The sequence below is a fragment of the Bifidobacterium kimbladii genome (assembly GCF_032193675.1).
In the GTDB taxonomy this organism is placed as follows: Bacteria; Actinomycetota; Actinomycetes; order Actinomycetales; family Bifidobacteriaceae; genus Bombiscardovia; species Bombiscardovia kimbladii.
In genome coordinates this window covers 14,628-33,796 of sequence record NZ_JASTZZ010000007.1, presented here as the reverse complement: position 1 = coordinate 33,796, position 19,169 = coordinate 14,628, and the positions used below count along the sequence as shown (strand labels likewise).

The 19,169-nt window shown below is 61.0% G+C and carries 12 protein-coding genes; 7 read left to right on the top strand and 5 right to left on the bottom strand.

The annotated features are described in order from the left end of the window. Positions 1-29: 29 nt before the first annotated feature. From nhaC to QRX41_RS07970, 5 genes are all read right to left on the bottom strand, one after another. On the bottom strand, positions 30-1,511 hold the full coding sequence (gene nhaC, locus QRX41_RS07990; RefSeq protein WP_313839860.1) for a Na+/H+ antiporter NhaC: 1,482 nt from the start codon (positions 1,509-1,511) through the stop codon (positions 30-32). Next, complete coding sequence (locus tag QRX41_RS07985; RefSeq protein ID WP_313839859.1) at positions 1,508-2,692, bottom strand: MalY/PatB family protein; 1,185 nt, start codon at positions 2,690-2,692, stop codon at positions 1,508-1,510. The genes nhaC and QRX41_RS07985 overlap by 4 nt, the downstream gene beginning before the upstream one ends. Positions 2,693-2,793: 101 nt before the next feature. After that, entirely contained in the window at positions 2,794-3,618 is an 825-nt protein-coding gene (locus tag QRX41_RS07980; protein ID WP_313839857.1) for a helix-turn-helix transcriptional regulator, read from the bottom strand. 751 nt (positions 3,619-4,369) lie between these two features. Beyond that, positions 4,370-6,118: an amino acid ABC transporter ATP-binding/permease protein gene (locus QRX41_RS07975; protein ID WP_313839855.1), complete on the bottom strand. Its 1,749-nt coding sequence runs from the start codon at positions 6,116-6,118 to the stop codon at positions 4,370-4,372. Continuing rightward, entirely contained in the window at positions 6,102-7,982 is a 1,881-nt protein-coding gene (locus QRX41_RS07970; RefSeq protein ID WP_313839853.1) for an ABC transporter ATP-binding protein/permease, read from the bottom strand. The genes QRX41_RS07975 and QRX41_RS07970 overlap by 17 nt, the downstream gene beginning before the upstream one ends. A 219-nt stretch (positions 7,983-8,201) precedes the next feature. Here QRX41_RS07970 and QRX41_RS07965 point away from each other — a divergent pair, with 219 nt between their 5' ends. The 7 genes from QRX41_RS07965 to QRX41_RS07935 all read left to right on the top strand — a co-directional run bounded on the left by QRX41_RS07965 (position 8,202) and on the right by QRX41_RS07935 (position 19,149). After that, on the top strand, positions 8,202-8,810 hold the full coding sequence (locus QRX41_RS07965; RefSeq protein ID WP_198216721.1) for an MptD family putative ECF transporter S component: 609 nt from the start codon (positions 8,202-8,204) through the stop codon (positions 8,808-8,810). Beyond that, positions 8,807-9,505, top strand: a complete 699-nt coding sequence (locus QRX41_RS07960) for an energy-coupling factor transporter transmembrane component T (protein ID WP_313839847.1) — start codon at positions 8,807-8,809, stop codon at positions 9,503-9,505. Before QRX41_RS07965 ends, QRX41_RS07960 begins: the two co-directional genes overlap by 4 nt. Beyond that, complete coding sequence (locus QRX41_RS07955; RefSeq protein ID WP_313839846.1) at positions 9,483-10,934, top strand: ABC transporter ATP-binding protein; 1,452 nt, start codon at positions 9,483-9,485, stop codon at positions 10,932-10,934. The genes QRX41_RS07960 and QRX41_RS07955 overlap by 23 nt, the downstream gene beginning before the upstream one ends. 155 nt (positions 10,935-11,089) lie before the next feature. Further along, entirely contained in the window at positions 11,090-11,791 is a 702-nt protein-coding gene (locus QRX41_RS07950) for an ABC transporter ATP-binding protein (RefSeq protein ID WP_313839890.1), read from the top strand. Positions 11,792-11,793: 2 nt separating this feature from the next. Continuing rightward, positions 11,794-15,252 carry an FtsX-like permease family protein gene (locus QRX41_RS07945; protein ID WP_313839845.1) on the top strand — a complete coding sequence of 1,153 codons (3,459 nt, stop codon included), beginning with the start codon at positions 11,794-11,796 and terminating at the stop codon, positions 15,250-15,252. Positions 15,253-15,347: 95 nt separating this feature from the next. Beyond that, a complete protein-coding gene (locus QRX41_RS07940) occupies positions 15,348-18,185 on the top strand; it encodes an ABC transporter ATP-binding protein/permease (protein WP_313839844.1) in 2,838 nt (945 codons plus the stop codon). A gap of 121 nt (positions 18,186-18,306) precedes the next feature. After that, complete coding sequence (locus QRX41_RS07935) at positions 18,307-19,149, top strand: formate/nitrite transporter family protein (protein ID WP_045923830.1); 843 nt, start codon at positions 18,307-18,309, stop codon at positions 19,147-19,149. Positions 19,150-19,169: the final 20 nt, after the last annotated feature.

Sequence of the window (19,169 nt, the reverse complement as noted above, 5' to 3'; positions counted from 1 at the left end):
GCTGATTAGCTATAGCAGGGGAAATTACTCTACGCTTCCTTCTCCTTATCCAGCTCGGCGAGCATGGTCTTCTGCTCATCCGGTGTCAGCTTGCGGATGCCGATTCCGGTGTATCCCCAGATGGTGGCGAAAATCACGCCGGTCCAGCAGAGGGTTGCCCAAGGCATATAGGAGAGCGTGGGCACGCCCAATGTGGCCGCCATATAGGCGCCAGCGGCTGTCCAGGGCAGGATCGGCTCGAATATGGTGCCGGAATCCTCTATGCTTCGCCCAAGATTGCAGGGATGCAGACCTCGGCGAATGTATGCAGGCCTCAGCAGCTCGCCAGGCAGCAGGAGGGAGACCTGGCCGTTGCAGGTAGTGGATATGGTCAGGATGCCGGTCAGCAGGGTGACGACAATCAATGAGCCGGTGCTCTTGCTGATCTTGAGCAGGGATTCCACGATCTTGTTCAAAGCCCCGGAGGCCGAAAGCACCCCTGCGAAGGAGAGGGCACAGAACGCAATCAGGAGGGTGCTCATCATGCTTTCCATGCCGCCTCGGTTCAGCAGACTGGTGATGTCCTTGGCTGCTGGGCCCAAGTTGAAGCCCTTGGGAAGCATAGAGGTGTCGAACCCGTTGACGATGGCGTTGAATGCATTGGTGACAGAGAAGTGCTGGATGACGACGGCATTGAACATAGCCACCGCCGACGAGAGCAGCATGACCGGTATGGTCGGCTTCTTCCACGCCGACCCGATCAGGATAATCAGGAGGGGTATAAGCAGCATGACCACGTTCCAGGTGAAGGCCTGCGAAAGCGTGTTGTTCATCTCGGCGACCTTGTCAAAGCCGCGGCCACCTGTGGACTGGACCCCACGGCCCGCCACGAACATGACTATCGCTGCCACCAACAAGGAGGGGAAGGTGGTCCACAACAGGTGCTTCATATGCGTGAACACATTCACATGGGTGATGGCCGCAGCCAGGTTGGTGTCTCCGGACAGAGGGGAAAGCTTGTCTCCGAAATAGGCGCCACTGACCACTGCACCAGCGACGATGGCGGGATTGATGCCATCCATGCCCAGCGCCACTCCCATGAAGGCCACGCCAATGGTACCCGCGGAGCCCCAGGAGGTTCCCGTGCAGACCGAAGTGATGGCCGTGACCAGCAGAGCGGTCAGATAGAGGTACTTGGGCGATACGATCTTGAGGCCGAAGTAGACCATCATGGGAATGGTCCCGCCGATCATCCAGGACCCGATAAGCATGCCCACCACTATCAGAATCAGCATGGCAGGCATGATCCCGGCGATCTTCTCGGCTATGGTGTTGAGCATCTCATCGTATCCGTGGCCGAGCATGTAGGCGATGATCGCTGCCACCACGGCAGCCAGGATAAGCATCGGCTCAGCGGGAAGCTCCAGCCAAATGGCTCCAACTCCCATGAACACCGCCATGGCGATAATCGGTGTCAGCGCCAAGAGCAGGGAGGGGGAACGCTGCTCCCTTTGTTTCTTTTCCTTCGTCATTGCAGGGTCGCCTTTCCCCTTGAAGTGCCAAGCGCCCGATTCATGCGCCACAGTGCCTCGGTCAGAATCGGCGTAGTTGTTGCCAGGTTGATGCGCACAAAGCCGCTGCCGCCCAGTCCGAAGTCAGTCCCCGGATCCAACATCAGGCCCTGCTCAGCCAGCCGCTTTTCGATTTGCTCATCCTCGAGTCCCAGCCCTCTCATATCTATCCAGGCCAGGTAGGTGCCTTCAGGCTCGATCAGCTTCACACCATCCATTCCGGCAACGCAGTCTCGCAAAAGATCAACGTGCCTCTCAATCTCGGTCAGAAGCTCGTTCAGCCAGTCTGCGCAATGGTCGTATCCTGCCTGAGTAGCAACTTGTGCAAAATAGCGGGGATTATGGCAGCCGGCATCATCGATGGCCTTCTCCACCTTGTGCCGCAGATCAGTATCAGGAACGACGATGTTGGCCGTTTCGAGCCCAGCGATGTTGAAGGTTTTCCCCGGGGAGGTAAAGGAGATGCCTCCGGCCGCTTCGGGCGACGAGGTCAGATAGGGCTGAAATCGATATCCTGAATGGATCAGATCGGCATGGAACTCATCTGAGATGACCAGAACATCATGCTTGGCGGCAGCCTTGGCCACCTTGGCCAGTTCGTCACGGGTCCATACGCGACCGGTGGGGTTATGCGGATTGGTGATTACCATCGCACTGGCCTGGTCAAGCAGGTCTTCAAGCGCATCGAAGTCGAACCGGTATTTTCCCTGGCCGTCGATCTTCAGCACCCACGGAAGAACCTTGCATCCTGCGGCCTTGATCGCCGTTGGAGTGGGCGAATATGCAGGATAGGGAACGATTACCGAGCAGGCGGGCGGCAGAGCCTCCCTGAGTATAGCCGGCAAGGATTCCACCATTCTTCCTACCGGCACCAGACTGGCCGGACTGATCTGCCAGCCGTGGCGTCTTTTGAACCAGTCGCACACCGACTGTCTATATGAGGGGTCCAGGTAGGTGTAGCAGAAATCGCCCACCTGAGCACGCTCGACCACAGCTTGGACCAACGGGTCCGGGGCTTTGAAATCCATGTCTGCCACCGATAGGGATATGGCATCGTCACCGCAGATGCGATGTGCGTCATCCCAGCGGATACTGTGTATTCTCCCCAGATCCTGGGTTGAAACGGGATGTAGAAGACCCATGATTACGTCTGTTCCCTTCTTTACAACTATGCCGGATACCTTGCCTTCATTAGCAACGTGATCCTCTGAGGCCGCCATGGCCTCGATACTGCCTCCCCCGCTTATTGCTTTTTCTTATCTTTAACGGAGGTCGTCTCGTCTATTTCTTTGAGATAGTTGTAGACGGTGAACCGTGAAATCTGCAAGCGGTCGGCCAAGGTCTCGGCCGCGTCTCGCAGGAAGAAAAAGCCCTGTTCTTTGGCTTGTCGTATCACCTCCTTCTTATGGTTTTTCGTCATCAGCTCGACCGGTATACCCTGGCTGGCAACAGCACGATCAAGCACGATATTTGCCAAGTCATCAAGGTTGTGGACAAAGGCTTCACCCGTGGAGTTCGCTTCGGCCGATCCTGTTCCCTGACCTATCTGCCCTGTCTCGGATCCAGCCTTCTCGGCGCCATACCGTTGGTTCTGATCCAGGTCTTCATCAAGATCAGCTTCCGACTTTGGTTCAGAGCTTGCGTCTACACTGCCGTAGAGCATTTGATGGCATATTTTCAGAAGCCCGGACCAAATCTCGACACTGCTGTTGATGCATAAGGCGGCGACCGGATTCCCTTGGCTATCCTTGACGGCGATAGTGGCACAACGAATCCGACGCCCGTCAGGCAGAACAGAGCTGTAGTTGACCATGGTGCGCACTCGACCCTCAGCCATCTGCTTGAGCAGGACATCGGTCGCCGGATCGCCGACCTTGCGACCGGTCAAACCACCTGCAATAGCGACGATGGTGTTAGGCACTTGTGAAAGGTCATGCACCACAACCTCACAATCCGCCATAAGCGATGCCAGCGGTTCCACCAGCTGGGCCAAGGATTGGATTATCAGGGCACGTTCTGCGCTGTCCTGCGCCTTAAGGTCGCGTGCCGATTGTGCATCGTTGCTCATACATCATCTCTTTCGTGAGGTATCTAAAGATAGTATAACCATTTAATAAACATTTTGTTGAGCGTTTCTATTATTTGTTTATTTTTCCTGTCGCTCTTCCGAATTCACGATCTTCATAGGGGATATTCATCCGTTCAAATCGTTGAAAATCCGGCTGTTTAACCACGAAACACATAATGTTGAACGCAAGGCGGCAGACATCCATAATTCGCAGATAAGGAAGCAAAGTGGCCAGCTAGACCGTTGATAGGAGCTTCAAGATATCGAAAAGGCAACGCTCTGCCGGGAATCCACGAATCACAGGTTCGGCCAAGTAAGTTGCCTAAGGCTATGTCCTTGGCTGCTGGCGCCCATGCCAATCTGACCGGAAAAACTGGCTCCCGCCTATTAATCAACAAAGCAAATCAGTAAAGCGACAACTGTGCTGATGGACTGAATTACCTCAACTCTGCCGAAAGGAGCCTTCCTTTTTTCAACTGTTCTAAGACAGATAGAGTCCATGAACCACGCTTGTGGGGGAAGCTTACGGAGATATCACCACCCCGGGTGAGAGTAGACACCTGTTTTGCTGAGCCACTTTTCTCCGAACTGACTCCAACTACGCTCCCCATTTGCGGAGTCGGCAGAAAGAATTCGCGCCCAGAATCTTTCATTGAAATGTGCCAGGTTTGAATTGTGTCGACAGCATCATAGCTGCGAGCAGCAATTCGACCCGGCACTATCAATTACATCTCATTCTTTATACGGATGTTCAGGCAGAGACTAGTCTTCCGTCCTGCAGTGTCAGCAGACGGTCAACCCAGGCAAGGACCGAGGGCCTGTGGGAGACGATCAGGCAGGTGCGGTCGCCTTTCCGCTCGATCAGCCTGGTCAGAACCCGACCCTCCAAGAGAGCATCCATATTACTGGTGGGCTCATCCAAAAGCATGAATGGCGCCGAGCTCAAAAAGGCACGAGCCAAGGCCACCCGCTGCCGCTGCCCCTCGGACAGGTCCGAGCCATTATCGGCAAGCAGATGATCCAAGCCGTCGGGCAGCTGGTCGATCAGATCGTCCAGGCAGGCATCATGGGCTGCCTGCTCAATACCCTCCCTGTTGGCATCAGGCCGGGCCAGGGCGATATTGTCAGCCAAGGTGAGACTGAATATATAGGTGTCCTGGCTCACCAGAGTCTGCTGAGCACGCAGATCGGCGGTGCGGATGGTCTCGATAGGCAGGCCAGAGACGGTCAGGTCCCCGCCACTGCGCTCTTGGAACCTCATCAGCAGGTCGATCAGAGTGGACTTGCCAACCCCGTTGGCCCCCTGGATGCCGATCAGTTCGCCAGGCTTGATGGAAAGATCCAGACCCTCCAAAACCGAAGTCCGGCCGCCATGTTCACCTGAGTCATCCTTACCCGAGTCAGTCTTGCCCGAGTAGGAGAAGGAGACCGCCCTAGCCTCCTCTCCTGTGAATTCTGTCAACGAATTCCCATGATCGGACTCCACCTCGCGCACAGGCGGCTCCTTGTCCAGAAGCGAGAAAACCCGCCGGGCAGCCGCCAGCGTAGGCTGCAGGCCGGCGCCTAGCCGGGCCACAGGTATCAAGGGAGCGAAGGAGGAAAGGAAGCCGATCAGTCCGATCATCCCCCGGGCAGGATCCACCAACCCCTCAGAGCCAAGCCAACAGGCCATCAGCGTGAAGGCTCCGGCGCAGATCAGAGTGACCACATTGGTGACCATATCGTTGGCAATGGTCCGCCCAGAGGTACGTCCCCTGGCATCCAACATCTGGTCGGTGGCGGCTCCCACTCGATGGCGGGTATTGCCAAGAGCCCCCAATCCAGCCAGCTCGGTGCGGCCCTGCAGGGTCTCCAGAAGCAGGGAATGCAGGCTGGCCTGGGCCGTCCGCTCCTGCATGGCCACCTTGAAAGTGGGCCTGGCGCTCAGGATGGGGATGAACAGGCCGACGATCAGGTAGGAGACCAGGGCGGCAAGTCCCATCCAGGGTGAGAGCCAGGTGAGCAGGGCCAAATTGGCCAGAGAGGTCACCAGGGCGATGGCGATGGGCGAAAGCGTATGGGCGTAGAAGATCTCGAGCAGCTCGATGTCGTTGGTGATCACTGTCACCATGTCTCCGCGCGCTTGGTCTCGCAAACCGGCCGGGGCCAGGGACCGCATCTTGTCGAAGACCGTCGTGCGGATGTCCCGGAGCATGCTGAAGGCCATCTCGTGGTTGTAGTACTGCTCCCCATAAGCCATGACCCCACGGCTAAGAGCAGTCAGAACCGCCACCAGGGCCCATACGACCCACTGGCCATTCAGCGGCGGCCAGTCCATGACCAGACCGATCAGGGCCGCTGCGGCTGCCATCATGCTCCAGACCGCGAAGAGATGGCCCAGACTGCCGCAGAGGATGGCCTTGCCCTCCGTGCCGGCCAGAGGCTTCATCAGCCGGGCCATGCGGCGCATCATTGCCAGATTGCCGGTCATCTGCTGCATGTCTTCACTCCCCGTCCTCATACTGAGCCTGCTCCTTCCACTGGGCCGCGAATCCGCCCCCGGCATCCAACAGCTCACGGAAGCCGCCGCTCTCCGCCAGACGGCCCCCCTGCAAGAAGAGAATGGAATCGGCATTGCGGACCCCGGCCAGGCGGTGGGTGATGGTCAGGACCAGGGACTCCTTGCCCAGCGCGTCCATCAGGGCTGCCAGTGTAGCGTCATGCTCGCGGTCCACGGCGCTGGTGGCCTCATCGAAGATATAGACGGGGGAACGCCGCAGGAGCCCCCGGGCAATGGACAGGCGCTGCCGCTGCCCTCCGGATAGGTTGCCTCCCTCGGGGTCGATAGGAGCGTCCAGTCCACCCTTGCTTTGGACAAGACCGGTCAGGCCGACCTGATCCAGCGCATCCTGCAGCTCCCAATCCGAGTAGCCCAGTCCGGCCGGGTCCAGATTCGACCTGATGGTTCCGGTGAAGAGGTGGTCGGTTCCCCGAACCACAGTCTGCAGGCCGACCAGATCCTCGCGCGACAGGTCGCTGATCTGGCGCCCGCCAATGGTCAGCTCTCCGGTATATCCCTGAAGGCGCCCAGACAGCAAGCCTGCCAAGGTGCTCTTGCCGGAGCCCGAAGCACCGACCAAACCCACATGCCCCTTGGCAGGCAGATCGAAGTTCAGGTCAGTCAGGGCCTGGAAGCCGTCAGGATAGGTGTAGGTCAGATTGCGAGCGCTGATGCCTAGCGAATCATCGCCAGACATATCCGCCTGATCCGCCTGCTTCGAAGCGGATTCCAAGTCAGACTCCCGAATTGCTTCCTCAGATGTTTCGAGACTCGCTTCCGGAGCCGTCTCCGAACCCGTACTCTCGCGTGACTCAGGAGTCGTCCCTGGAGCCGCCGACTTCCCGTCATCCTCCTGCCGCGCTTGGAGAATATCGTCGATAGCCTTGCCCTGCTTGATGGCGACCATGCCGGAATGCATCATGTAGACCAGCTGGCGCTCAGGTGCAAAGAGCCGGACCCCAGCCAAAGCAACAACCAAACAGGACAGCACTCGAGAGGGCCCGTCCTGCCCAATCAGGACTGTGGCCGCAACCGCCAGAATGAGGCTGGCGTAGATGACCACGTCGGCCTTGATCAGCGAGCGCAGCTGCCCGCCAAGGACCCCCATGGTTATCCGGCGGAATCCCTCGGACTCCTCGGCCAGATCGTCGGCCTGCCGCTGGTCTGCCCCGAAGATCTTCAAGGTGTTGAGCCCCCTCAGGGCATGCTCGAAGTGGACGCCGACCTTGTCGTACTTGCGTAGTTGACCCAGCTGTACCTTGATGTTCTCGCCCATGGTGGGCTTGGAAGCCAGGGGCAGGGCCACCATGCCGATCACAACGATCACCGCAGCCAAGGGGCTGACGGGCAGGAGGACGGCCAGGGTCACGACCAGCATCAAGGCGGTCTGGACCAGGGCCGGAATGTAGGCCGTAAAATATGAGACGACCGACTTGACCCCCTCGGTCGAAAGCCTGGCCAGGGTCTGCGCCGGAACGCCCAGGTCGTCCTTCTGCGCATTGGGGTCGAACACAGATAGATACAGGGCCTGGGAGAGCGCTTTGCCCATCCCATCAGCCAGCCGGGCGCTGACGGACTTGGCGACCGCCTGGGCCAGGAGCCGAACCAGGATCAGCCCGCCTATCAGCGCCGCCAAGGGTCCGGGCCGACCGGGCACCCAGGCAAGGGCATGGGGGACAGGCAGGCCAAGGGAACGGCCCACGGCCGCGATTGCCACCGGCAGGAGGAGGACCTCCGCCAACGCGCCGATCGTCTGCAGGAGGGCCAGCAGGAGGCTGGCGCCCATCCTGGCTCCCGGTAGATGAAGTAGTCGCTTGCTGATCATGCCTGTCCTCCGTGCCGCCTTTCTGATACGCCTCTCTCAGTGGACACTAACAAAATCCTCGCGCGGCAGGCAATACTCTTATTGTGAAGCACTGGCAAGAGACATAAAAAAATATCATTTACTTTCCCTCCCGGCCCTCCTAAACTTGACGGCACAACCTGAAATCGGCGGATATGGCCTAGGGCCGAGCGACCGCCACCCAGATGGGAGCGATCCTTTATGAAAGCACTGAAGACAAAAGACCTGGTCAACGTCGGCATTTTCACGGCCCTCTACTTCGTCAGCATGGCGGTGGGCAACTTCATCACCGTCTTCCTGGCTGGCCTGGTTATGCCCGGCCTGTCCTCCCTCTTCATCCCCGCTGTGGTGGGGCTGGTCTCCGGCCCGGTCTACATGCTGATGATCCGCCGGGTGCCCAGGTTCGGGGCCATCACCATCGTCGGCGTCATCATGGGCCTCTTCCTGCTGGTCTTCGGTCACTTCGCCCTCTCATTCATCCCCTATGCTTTCTGCGGCCTGCTGGCTGATCTGGTTCAGTCCTCGCTCAGGGAGAGCCGTCCCAACCTGGCCCGCTACCTGAGCTACGTCATCCTCACTTTCGGCTGCACCGGCCCCGTCCTGCCCCTCTGGTTCATGAAGGACGCCTATGTGGCCAGCCTGGTCCGCCGCGGCAAGAGCCAGGAGTACATCGACGGGGTCTTCGCGCCCATCACCGGAGCCACCTTCCTGGTCTGCATTCTGGCCACCCTGGTCGGCGCCCTGCTTGGGGCATGGATAGGCGCCAAGATCGTCGACAGGCATTTCAACCGGATACCCGCCAAGCAATGAGGCCCATCTCCATCTACACCAGATTCCTGCTGGTCATCTTCGCCAACGCCCTGATCTTCGTCACTCTCCCCACTCCGCTGGTCCTGGCCATCAACATCTACTTCTGCAGCTTCCAGGTCATCGTGGGCAGGGTCAGGAAGGGCCAGGCCTGGCTTCTGGTCTGTCTGGTCTTCACCCTGGGCGCCTCCCTGGCCATGGTCTTTCCCGAGAACCTGCCAGGACATTACCTGCTCTTCCTCTTCGTCGGCGTGGGCAGGATCCTCCCCCTGGTGCTGGTGGCGGCCTTTATGATGGGCACCACCAAGGTCTCGGAGCTGGTCTACCTGCTGCGCAAGATCCACGCCCCCCAGTGGCTGGTCATCCCCGTCAGCGTCCTCTTCCGCTTCTTCCCGACCGTCAGGCACGACTACGCCCAGATCAGACGAGCCATGAAGTTCAGGGGGATCGCGGTCACCACCGGCGACATGGTCCGGCATCCGATGCGAACCATGGAATACATCTACGTCCCCCTGCTCAATAACGCCACCAATGTGGCCTCCGACCTGACCTCGGCCGCCCTGACCAGGGGGATCGGCGACCCCGGGCCCAAGACCTCCATCCAACGGATTGCCTTCACCGGACTGGATGCGCTCATGTGCGCCCTGGGTCTGGTCCTTATGGGATGTGGAGCCTATGTTGCAATGTTCCAGGCTTAACTTCACCTACGAAGGCGCCAGCCAGCCATCCCTCAAGCAAGTCTCCTGCCGAATGGGCCAGGGACGGCTGACCGTGGTCACCGGGCCGAGCGGTTGCGGCAAGACCACCCTGTCCAGGGTCATCAACGGCCTGATTCCCGAACTCTACGAGGGCAAGCTGGAGGGAGAGTGCCTGATCGGGGGCGAGCCCACCACGGCCCGGCCCATCTACCGGCTTTCGGAACAGGTGGGGTCGGTCTTCCAGAATCCCAAGACCCAGTTCTTCACCACCGACGTCCGCAGCGAGCTGGCCTTTCCCCTGGAGAACACCGGTGTCCAGCCGGAGGCCATCCGGGAGCGCATAGACCAGGTGGCCGATCTCTTCGGCATCGCCCCGCTTATGGACCGGGACATTTTCTCCCTGTCTGGAGGCGAGAAGCAGATGATCGCCATCGCCTCCTCCTGCATGATGGACCCGCAGATCCTGGTCCTGGACGAGCCTTCGGGCAACTTGGACGTCGAAGCGGTGGCCAGCCTGGCGCAGATTTTGGGCCGCTTGAAGGACCGGGGCCTGACCATGGTCCTGATCGAGCATCGCCTCTACTACCTGGACGGCCTGGCCGACGACTTCCTGGTCATGAAGGACGGCAGGCTGACAGAGCACCTGACCCCGGCCGCCATGAGGGGGCTGGATGGTCCGAGTCGCCAGGCTATGGGGCTGCGGGCCCTGGACCTGGATGCGACCGAGAATGCGTGCGCCCATGCCAGGGTCATCGATGACAAGACCCCCGACCTGCTCCGGGTCAGGAACCTGACCTATGCCTACCATCGCGACCAGCCTCCTGCCTTGGATGTGGACGACCTGACCCTGTCCAGCGATGACATCACCGGCATCATCGGCCGCAACGGTGCCGGCAAGAGCACCTTCGCCTCGGTCCTGACCGGACTGCTCAAGCCTGGCGACAGGTCGGCAATCAGCCTGAATGGGACGAAACAGACCGCCAAGGAGCGCGTCGAGGACTCCTACATGGTCTTTCAGGATGTCAACTACCAGCTCTTCAGCGAGACCGTGGAGGGCGAGATGCTCCTTGGAGCCAAACGGACCGACCTCTTTGAGGAGGTGGCACGAAAGCTGGACCTGGAGCGGCTCCTGGGCCGACACCCCAACACCCTCTCCGGCGGGGAAAAGCAACGGGTGGCCATCGCGGCCGCCATACTGTCGGGCAAGCGCCTGGTGGTTCTGGACGAGCCCACCAGCGGCCTGGACCTGCTCCATATGAATCAGGTGACCGGGATGATCCGCTACATGCGCTCCCTGGGGGTCATGGTGGTCGTCATCTCGCACGACCAGGAGTTCCTGGCCCAGACCTGCCAGCGGTTCATCACCTTCCGCCAAGGCAGACCGGTCAGGGACAGCCGGAAACTGGGCAACCTCCTGCAAGCCCTCTGAACCCTTGCAGGGTCGGTGAACATGACGCCTCCCGGCAGGCGGTTCCCCTGTGCTCCGGACCCCGCGAACGTATACAGTAGTGGGGAAAAGAGCATCAGGGGGCGTCCCTCGCGTCGGACGGCCCCGCCGCACAGCCAGGGTTACGAGAGGGCATGATGGGCTATATCGACGTCATCGGAGAGACGAAACGGTATGTGACCGGCGAGACGACCATCGTGGCCAACAATGAGGTCACCTTCTCCATCGAGAAGGGCGAGCTGGTGGTCATCCTCGGCGCCTCGGGGGCTGGCAAATCGACCGTGCTGAACATTCTGGGCGGCATGGACACCTGCAACAAGGGCCAGGTGATCGTGGACGGGAAGGACATCGCCGGCTACGACGCCCGGCAGCTGACCACCTACCGCCGCTACGACGTGGGCTTCGTCTTCCAGTTCTACAACCTAGTGGCCAACCTGACCGCCAGGGAGAACGTGGAGCTGGCCTCGGAGATCGTGGACGACGCTGCCGACCCGGTCCAGACCCTGGTCGACGTGGGCCTGGGCGACCGGATCGACAACTTCCCCGCTCAGCTTTCCGGCGGGGAGCAACAGCGGGTGGCCATCGCCCGGGCCGTGGCCAAGAACCCCAAGATCCTGCTCTGTGACGAACCCACCGGAGCCTTGGACTACCGGACCGGCAAGCAGGTGCTGCGCATCCTCCAAGACCAGTGCCGCAAGAATGGCGCCACCGTGGTCATCGTCACCCACAATGCGGCCATCGCCCCCATCGCCGACAGGGTCATCCGCATGCACGACGCCCGGGTCCAGGCCGTGCAGACCAATGACATCCCCGAAGACATCGAAAACGTGGAGTGGTGAGGATGCAGCCTGTCAGGAGGGTGCTCTGGCACGACATCCGGGTCTCCCTGCGCAAGTCCCTGGGACGGTTCGTCTCCATCGTATGCCTGGTGGCGCTGGGCTCCTTCGCCCTGGTCGGGCTGAGCGTGACCGGGCCGGACATGCGGCAGGCCGGCAACGCCTACCTATCCGACCACCATCTGGCCGACCTGATGGTCATCAGCAGCTACGGGCTGGACCAGGAGGATCAGGATGCCATCGACACCGCCCCCGGCAACTCGGGAATCGAATACGGATATCTGAAGGATGTGGTGCTCAAGGGCACCAACAAGAGCCTGCGCATCTACTCCGCCCCCGACAGGATCTCCACCTATGAGCTGGTTGATGGATCCATGCCGACCAGACCCGACCAGATAGCGGTCGACACGGCCCTGGCCGGGAGCCACCCCATCGGCAGCAGCATCCAGGTGGATGAGAAGGCCGACCAGCTGGGCAGGAAGGTCTTGAGGCATCATAAGCTGCGCGTGGTGGGCACGGTCAGGTCGACCGAGATCCTGAGCAAGGTCAACATGGGCCCCTCCACAGCCGGATCCGGTTCCCTGGACTCCTACGCCGTGACCACGCCCGGGGCCTTCGACTCGGACGAGTACATGATCGCCCGCCTGACCTTCAAGGACCTGGACCGGATCAGGGACCACTATTCCGACCGGTACATCCAGGCCCTGCAGACCCACAAGGACGACCTGAACAGGATCCTGTCAGGCCGCCCCACAGCAAGACTGAACGCCATTAAGGCTCCCCTGAAGCAGAAGCTGGACCAGGGGCAGGACCAGGTGGATCAGTCCAGAGCGGAACTCGAGGGGAACCGGCAGCAGCTGGACCAGGCCAGGAAGGATCTGGACCAGGGCGCCCAGGGCATCCAGTCCGCCAAGAACCAACTGGCCGCCAAGACGGTGCAGGCCCAGGCGGCCATCGACCAGGGACAGCAGGAGGTGGATCTGAGCTCGGCTGAGCTGGCCCGAAAGCAGAAGCAGTACCAGTCCTCCGTCAACCAGGTGGCCCAGGGCAGGCAGCAGGCCGACCAGGGGCAGCAGGCCATCGACCAGGGACAGGCCAAGCTTGATGGTTCCCGCCAGCAGCTGGAGGGCGGCAAGGCCCAGGCCGACCAGGCTGTAGCCCAGGCCCAGGCAGCGCAGAAGCAATGCAGACAGGGCATTGCACAGGTCACCGGCCTCATTCAGGCCATCGATGCCCAGCTGGCCGCCCCCGGGCTGACCCCCCAGCAGCAGGAGGAGCTCAACCGCCGAAAGACCGGGCTCCAGGCCCAACTGGCCGAGCTCAACCGGCAGTCGATGCAGATCGATGCCCTGGCGGCCAAGGCCAAGGCAGGCCGCGATGCCTTCATGACCAGCCAGTACACCCCCGGCATGGTCCAGGTGGCAGCCAACCAGCAGACCCTGGACGCAAAGCACCGAGAACTGACCCAGGCAAGAGCCAAAGTGGAGGAAGGCGAGCGCCAACTGGCCCAGGGCAAGGCCAAACTCGACCAAGGCTCAGCACAGCTGGCCCAGGGCAGGGCCAAACTAGTCCAGGCCCGGCAGCAGCTGGCCGGCAGCCGCGCCTCGGCCCAGGGGCAGATCGACCAGGCCCAGGCCACCCTGGATCAGAAAACAGCTGAATACCGGACCAAACTGGACAAGTTCAAGAGGGAGAGCCCGGACGCCCAGAAGAGGATCGACGACTCCCAGAAGAAGCTGAACAAGGCGGCCGACCAGCTGAGCCGGCTGGAAAAGCCGGTCTACGCCCTGGACTCTCGTCGTGAGACGCCCGGTTCGGAGGGCTACAAGGTCTACGCCTCCGTCTCATTCATCGTGGACTCGCTGGCCAAGGTCTTCCCCTACTTCATGTATCTGGTGGCAGCCCTGGTCACCTTCACGACCATGACGCGCTTTGTGGACGAGGAGCGGATCAACGCCGGAACGCTCAAGGCCCTGGGCTACAGGGACCGGGATGTCATGGCCAAGTTCCTGGTCTACGGCGGAGCGGCTTCGGCCCTGGGCGCCCTCCTGGGCATCATCGCCGGCCACACCCTGCTGCCCTGGATCGTCTACCAGGCCTATGTCCACGCCTTCGACATGCCGCCCATCCACTACGGCTTCCACCTGCCCATCACCCTTCTGGCCTGCCTGCTGGCCTTCCTGAGCGCCGTGGTCCCCGCCTTCCTGAGCGCTTGGCGGGAGCTGCGCGAGAAGCCGTCGGCACTCCTCCTGCCCAAGCCGCCCAGCGCCGGATCGAAGATCTTCCTGGAGCGCATACCCCTGATCTGGAACCGGCTCAGCTTCACCCACAAGGTCACCGCCCGGAACATCTTCCGCTACAAGCAACGGATGCTGATGACCATCTTCGGGGTCTGCGGTTCGGTGGCCCTCCTGATGGCCGGTTTCGGCGTGCAGGGGTCCATCTCCGCCATCAACGAGCACCAGTTCGGCCAAGTCATTCGCTACGACCTGATTGCCGCCGAGAACAGCCAGGCCACATCCGACCAGCGTCAATCCATCAAAAAACGGCTGGAAAAGCCCGATGTGAGCCGCTCCCTGAACGTGCGCTACGAGGAGATGAGCAAGACAGCCGGCCACAACGCCGACAAGCAGTCCATCACCATGATCGCGCCGGCCAGCGCCGAGCACCTGGACGACTTCATCCGCATGGACACCCGGTCCGGGCACAAGCCCCTGAGCCTCAAGGGCGACGGCGTGATCCTCTCCGAAAGGATCGCCCAGCTGACGGGAACCAAGGTCGGCGACAGGATCACCCTGCAGGATTCAGGCGGCAGGAACAGGGCCATGCGGGTGGACGGCATCTGCGAGATGTATCTGGGGCACTTCGTCTTCATGAGCCCGTCGGCCTACAGGACCGTCTTCCACCAGGACTTCTCGCCCAACGCCCATCTGGTCACCTTCAAGGACTCCAGCACGGAGAACACCAGAAGGCAGGCCGCCTCCTTCATGCGGATCGACGGGATCCAGGGGGTGGTGCAGAACACGACCCTGATGAGCCAGATCGACACCGTGGTCAGGTCCCTGAACATGATCATGCAGGTGCTGATCATCGTGGCCACCCTGCTGGCCCTGGTCATCCTCTACAACCTGACCAACCTGAACGTGGAGGAGCGGATCCGCGAGCTGAGCACCATCAAGGTGCTGGGCTTCTACGACCGCGAGATGACCATGTACATCTACCGGGAAACCATCCTTCTTTCAGCTATCGGCGTCCTGGCCGGGTACGGGTTCGGAGCCTGGCTGCACCACTACATCATCACCACCGTCCCGCCGGACAACGTCCTCTTTGACCCATCCATCAGCTGGGTGGCCTTCGTCGTGCCCCTGGTCATGATCACGGTCATCACGGCCGGACTGGGCTGGATGGTCAACAACAAGCTCAAGCATGTGGACATGCTGGAGGCCCTCAAGTCGGTGGACTAGGCCATATCGGCATTTGCACATTCTGATGGCGTAAGCTGGCACTCCAAGAGTCCATAAGTCCATGCCATTGAGAATCCAGAAAGCGGAGGACGACGGTGCTGCAGATCGAACACATCTCCAAACAGTACAAAACGGGGGACTTCGTCCAGCAGGCCTTGAATGATGTCAGCGTCAACCTGCGCGACAACGAGTTCGTGGCCATCCTGGGCCCCTCCGGCTCCGGCAAGACCACCCTGCTCAACATCATCGGCGGGCTGGACCGCTATGACCAGGGCGACCTGATCATCAACGGCACCTCCACAAAGAAATACAAGGACAGGGACTGGGACTCCTATCGCAACCACACCGTGGGATTCGTCTTCCAGAGCTACAACCTGATCCCCCACCAGAGCATCCTGTCCAACGTGGAGCTGGCCCTGACCATCTCGGGCGTGCATCGGCAGGAGCGGCACGAACGGGCCAGGCAGGCCCTGGAGCAGGTGGGACTGGGCCAGCACGTGAACAAGCGGCCCAACCAGCTCTCGGGCGGGCAGATGCAGCGGGTGGCCATCGCCAGGGCCCTGGTCAACAACCCTCGCATCCTCCTGGCCGACGAGCCCACCGGAGCTCTGGACTCGGAGACCTCCATCCAGATCATGGACCTGCTCAAGGAGGTGGCCCAGGACCGGCTGGTGGTCATGGTCACCCACAACCCCGAGCTGGCCCACCAGTACGCCACCAGGATCGTGGAGCTGCACGACGGTTCGGTCATCAGCGACTCCGACCCCCTGCCCGACGACCAGGTGCCCATCCGCCGGGCCCGCCACCGCACCTTCGGCAAGGCCTCCATGGGGCTGCTGACCTCCCTGTCGCTGAGCTTCAACAATCTTCGGACCAAGAAGGCCCGGACTGCCCTGACATCCTTCGCCGGATCCATCGGCATCATCGGCATCGCCCTGATCCTGTCGGTGTCCACCGGAGTCAACCGCTACATCGACAGAATACAGCGGGAGACCATGACCTCCTACCCCATCACCATTCAGGAGCAGTCCTTCGACCTGAACAAAATAGTGGACTCTGCCCAGGAAACCCAGAAGGAAGCCAAGGCCCACAAGGATCTCAAGGCCATTCAGCCGGACGACTCCAGCGTCAAGGGGGCCTCCAGCCTGACCAGCAGCATCACCCAGAACAACCTGACAGACTTCAAAAAATACTTGGACAATCCCAAGAGTGAAATCCACCAGTACGTAGGGTCCGTGGGCATCCAATACTCCTACGCCACCAAGTTCTCGGTCTTCGGGCACGATCCGGACGGCAAGCTGGTCTCTGCGGATAAGGTGACCATGGGCGGGCAGGACGATGCCAGCTCCACCGCCAGCCAGATGGCCACAGCCAACACCGACAGCGACATGGGCGATATCCAGTCCATGCAGATGTCCTACCTGACCGGCAAGACCGAGAAGAACAAGGCCCCGGAGATCTTCGGCGAGATCATGCCGGGGGCCGATGCCAAGACCGCCATCAGCAAGGTGGTGACCGACAACTACCAGGTGGTGAACGGCACCTGGCCCAAGGCCAAGGACCAGGTGGTCCTGGTGCTGGACAAGAACAACCAGATGCCCGTCACCAGCCTCTACAAGCTGGGCATCCTCCCCTCCAGCCAGTACACCGACATGATGAACAAGCTCAACAGCGGCCAGGAGGTCAAGGTAGACACCAAGCCCATCGAATACGCCAAGGCCATGGACCAGAAACTCTCCCTGGTGCCCGCTGCTGACCAGTATGCCAAGGGGACCGACGGCCACTACCACTACATCGGCGACAACACCGACCAGATGACCAAGGCCGCCGACCAGGGCCTGCAGCTGCACATCGTCGGCATCGTCCGCCCCAACCAGGGGGCCAAGGCCACGCCACTCAAGGTCGGCGTCGGGTATACCCGCCAGCTGACCGACTACCTGATTGACCAGGCCAAGACCAGCCCCATCGTCACCGACCAGGAGGCTGACCAGGGCCACAGCGTCCTCAACGGGATGGCCTTCGCCCCTGCCGACGATGCTGCCAAGGCCAACGACGCCAAGGCCTATATCGCATCTCTGGGCGTCAGCCAGAAGGCCAGCATGGCCCAGGAGATCATGAAGGGCTCGGCAGCCATGGCCGGCCAGGATGCCCAAGGTCTGGGTCAGGGCCGGGCCGGAGCCGCTGCGAGAGCCCAAGGTTCTGCGGGGATCCCCACGGGGGCCTCTGCCGAACAGCAGACGGCCCAGGCCTTCGACCAGTACATCGCCACCGCCCCGCAGGACGCCCTGGTCGCCATCTACAACCAGTATGTCTCCACCGGCACCTACGCCGACAACCTGAGCGACTTCGGCCTGATCTCCCGGGACGCCCCCTCCCGCATCAGCATCTACACGGACAGCTTCGAGAACAAGAATTCCGTGGGTGACTCCATCAAGCACTACAACGACAAGGCCGCGGAGAAGAACAGGATCGTCTATACCGACTACGTGGGCCTGATGATGAATTCAGTCACCACCATCATCAACGTCATCACCTACGTGCTGATAGCCTTCGTCGGGGTCTCGCTGGTGGTCTCCTCCATCATGATCGGCATCATCACCTACATATCGGTTCTGGAGCGGACCAAGGAGATCGGCATCCTGCGCGCCATGGGCGCCTCCAAGCGGAACGTCTCCAACGTCTTCAACGCCGAGACCGGCCTCATCGGACTTCTGGCAGGTCTGCTGGGAGTGGGCATCACCCTGCTGCTGATCATTCCGGCCAACAGCATCATGCACCACTTCATGGGGACCACCGAGGTGAACGCGGCCCTGCCTGCATCGGGCGGCGTGGCCCTGGTCATCCTGAGCGTGGTCCTGACCCTGATCGGCGGCCTGATCCCCTCACGGAAGGCAGCCAAGCAGGATCCCGCCACCGCCCTGCGCACCGAGTGAGGCTGAGCGACACTGGGTGACACTGGCAAAGAAGTGAATTCCCGCACAGTCGGGCCTTGGGGGCGGTCCCTCTTTACTCGGGAATGCCATAATGAACCCCGTGAATGAGCAATCCAATCAGATGACAGATCAACAGAAACGGCAGCCCCTCTTCCCCGGGCGGGCCTTCATCAGCACCGTCCTGGACGTGGTCGAGAGCAAGAAGACCATGAGCGGCGCCCTGACCGGCAAGTACATGCAGCGAGCCACCATGGCCGGCCTCTTTGTGGGTATCTTCTTCACGGCCTTCTTCGTCATCATGGGCCAGGCCGGCCAGAACCCCGCAGACCACGGGCTGATCCTGGCGGGCCGGGTCCTGGCAGCGACCACCTTCGGCTGGGCCCTGGTCCTGATCTACTACACCAACTCCGAGCTGCTGACCTCCAACATGATGGTGGTCACCATAGGCGCCTATCACAAGCGCCTGGGCTGGCTGGCCTCCCTGCGGATCCTGGTCCTCTGCCTTCTGGGCAACCTGGCCGGAGCCCTGATCGTGGCCGTCATCCTGCGCTTCTCATCCATCGTCAGCGGTCCGACCCTGGACCAGATGCTGGCGGCCGCGGCGACCAAGACCGGCTACGTCTCCGGCGGTCCCATGGGCTTCGCTGACCTGTTCGTGCGCGGCATCCTGTGCAACTTCTGCATCAACATCGCCATGCTCATGGTCTATAACGGCAAGCTTTCCAACGACTTCACCAAGTGCATCATCATGGTCGTGGCCGTCTTCGTCTTCGCCTTCTGCGGGTTCGAGCACTCGATAGCGGATTCGGCCCTCTTCCTCATCCTGGGCGTCTTCGGGCGGGTCAACGCCTGGAAGGCGATCTTGGTGGTCCTAGTAGCCATGCTGGGCAACTACATAGGCGGCGGCATTCTGATCGGCCTGAACTTCGCCACCATGAACGATGAGCGCCGGTTCAAGGCCTGATCGAAACTGCCACATACAGT

Coding starts and splice junctions, on each gene's coding strand:
- nhaC (WP_313839860.1), bottom strand. CDS start 1,511: ATGACGAAGGAAAAGAAACAAAGGGAGCAGCGTTCCCCCTCCCTGCTC.
- QRX41_RS07985 (WP_313839859.1), bottom strand. CDS start 2,692: ATGGGTCTTCTACATCCCGTTTCAACCCAGGATCTGGGGAGAATACAC.
- QRX41_RS07980 (WP_313839857.1), bottom strand. CDS start 3,618: ATGAGCAACGATGCACAATCGGCACGCGACCTTAAGGCGCAGGACAGC.
- QRX41_RS07975 (WP_313839855.1), bottom strand. CDS start 6,118: ATGAGGACGGGGAGTGAAGACATGCAGCAGATGACCGGCAATCTGGCA.
- QRX41_RS07970 (WP_313839853.1), bottom strand. CDS start 7,982: ATGATCAGCAAGCGACTACTTCATCTACCGGGAGCCAGGATGGGCGCC.
- QRX41_RS07965 (WP_198216721.1), top strand. CDS start 8,202: ATGAAAGCACTGAAGACAAAAGACCTGGTCAACGTCGGCATTTTCACG.
- QRX41_RS07960 (WP_313839847.1), top strand. CDS start 8,807: ATGAGGCCCATCTCCATCTACACCAGATTCCTGCTGGTCATCTTCGCC.
- QRX41_RS07955 (WP_313839846.1), top strand. CDS start 9,483: ATGTTGCAATGTTCCAGGCTTAACTTCACCTACGAAGGCGCCAGCCAG.
- QRX41_RS07950 (WP_313839890.1), top strand. CDS start 11,090: ATGGGCTATATCGACGTCATCGGAGAGACGAAACGGTATGTGACCGGC.
- QRX41_RS07945 (WP_313839845.1), top strand. CDS start 11,794: ATGCAGCCTGTCAGGAGGGTGCTCTGGCACGACATCCGGGTCTCCCTG.
- QRX41_RS07935 (WP_045923830.1), top strand. CDS start 18,307: ATGACAGATCAACAGAAACGGCAGCCCCTCTTCCCCGGGCGGGCCTTC.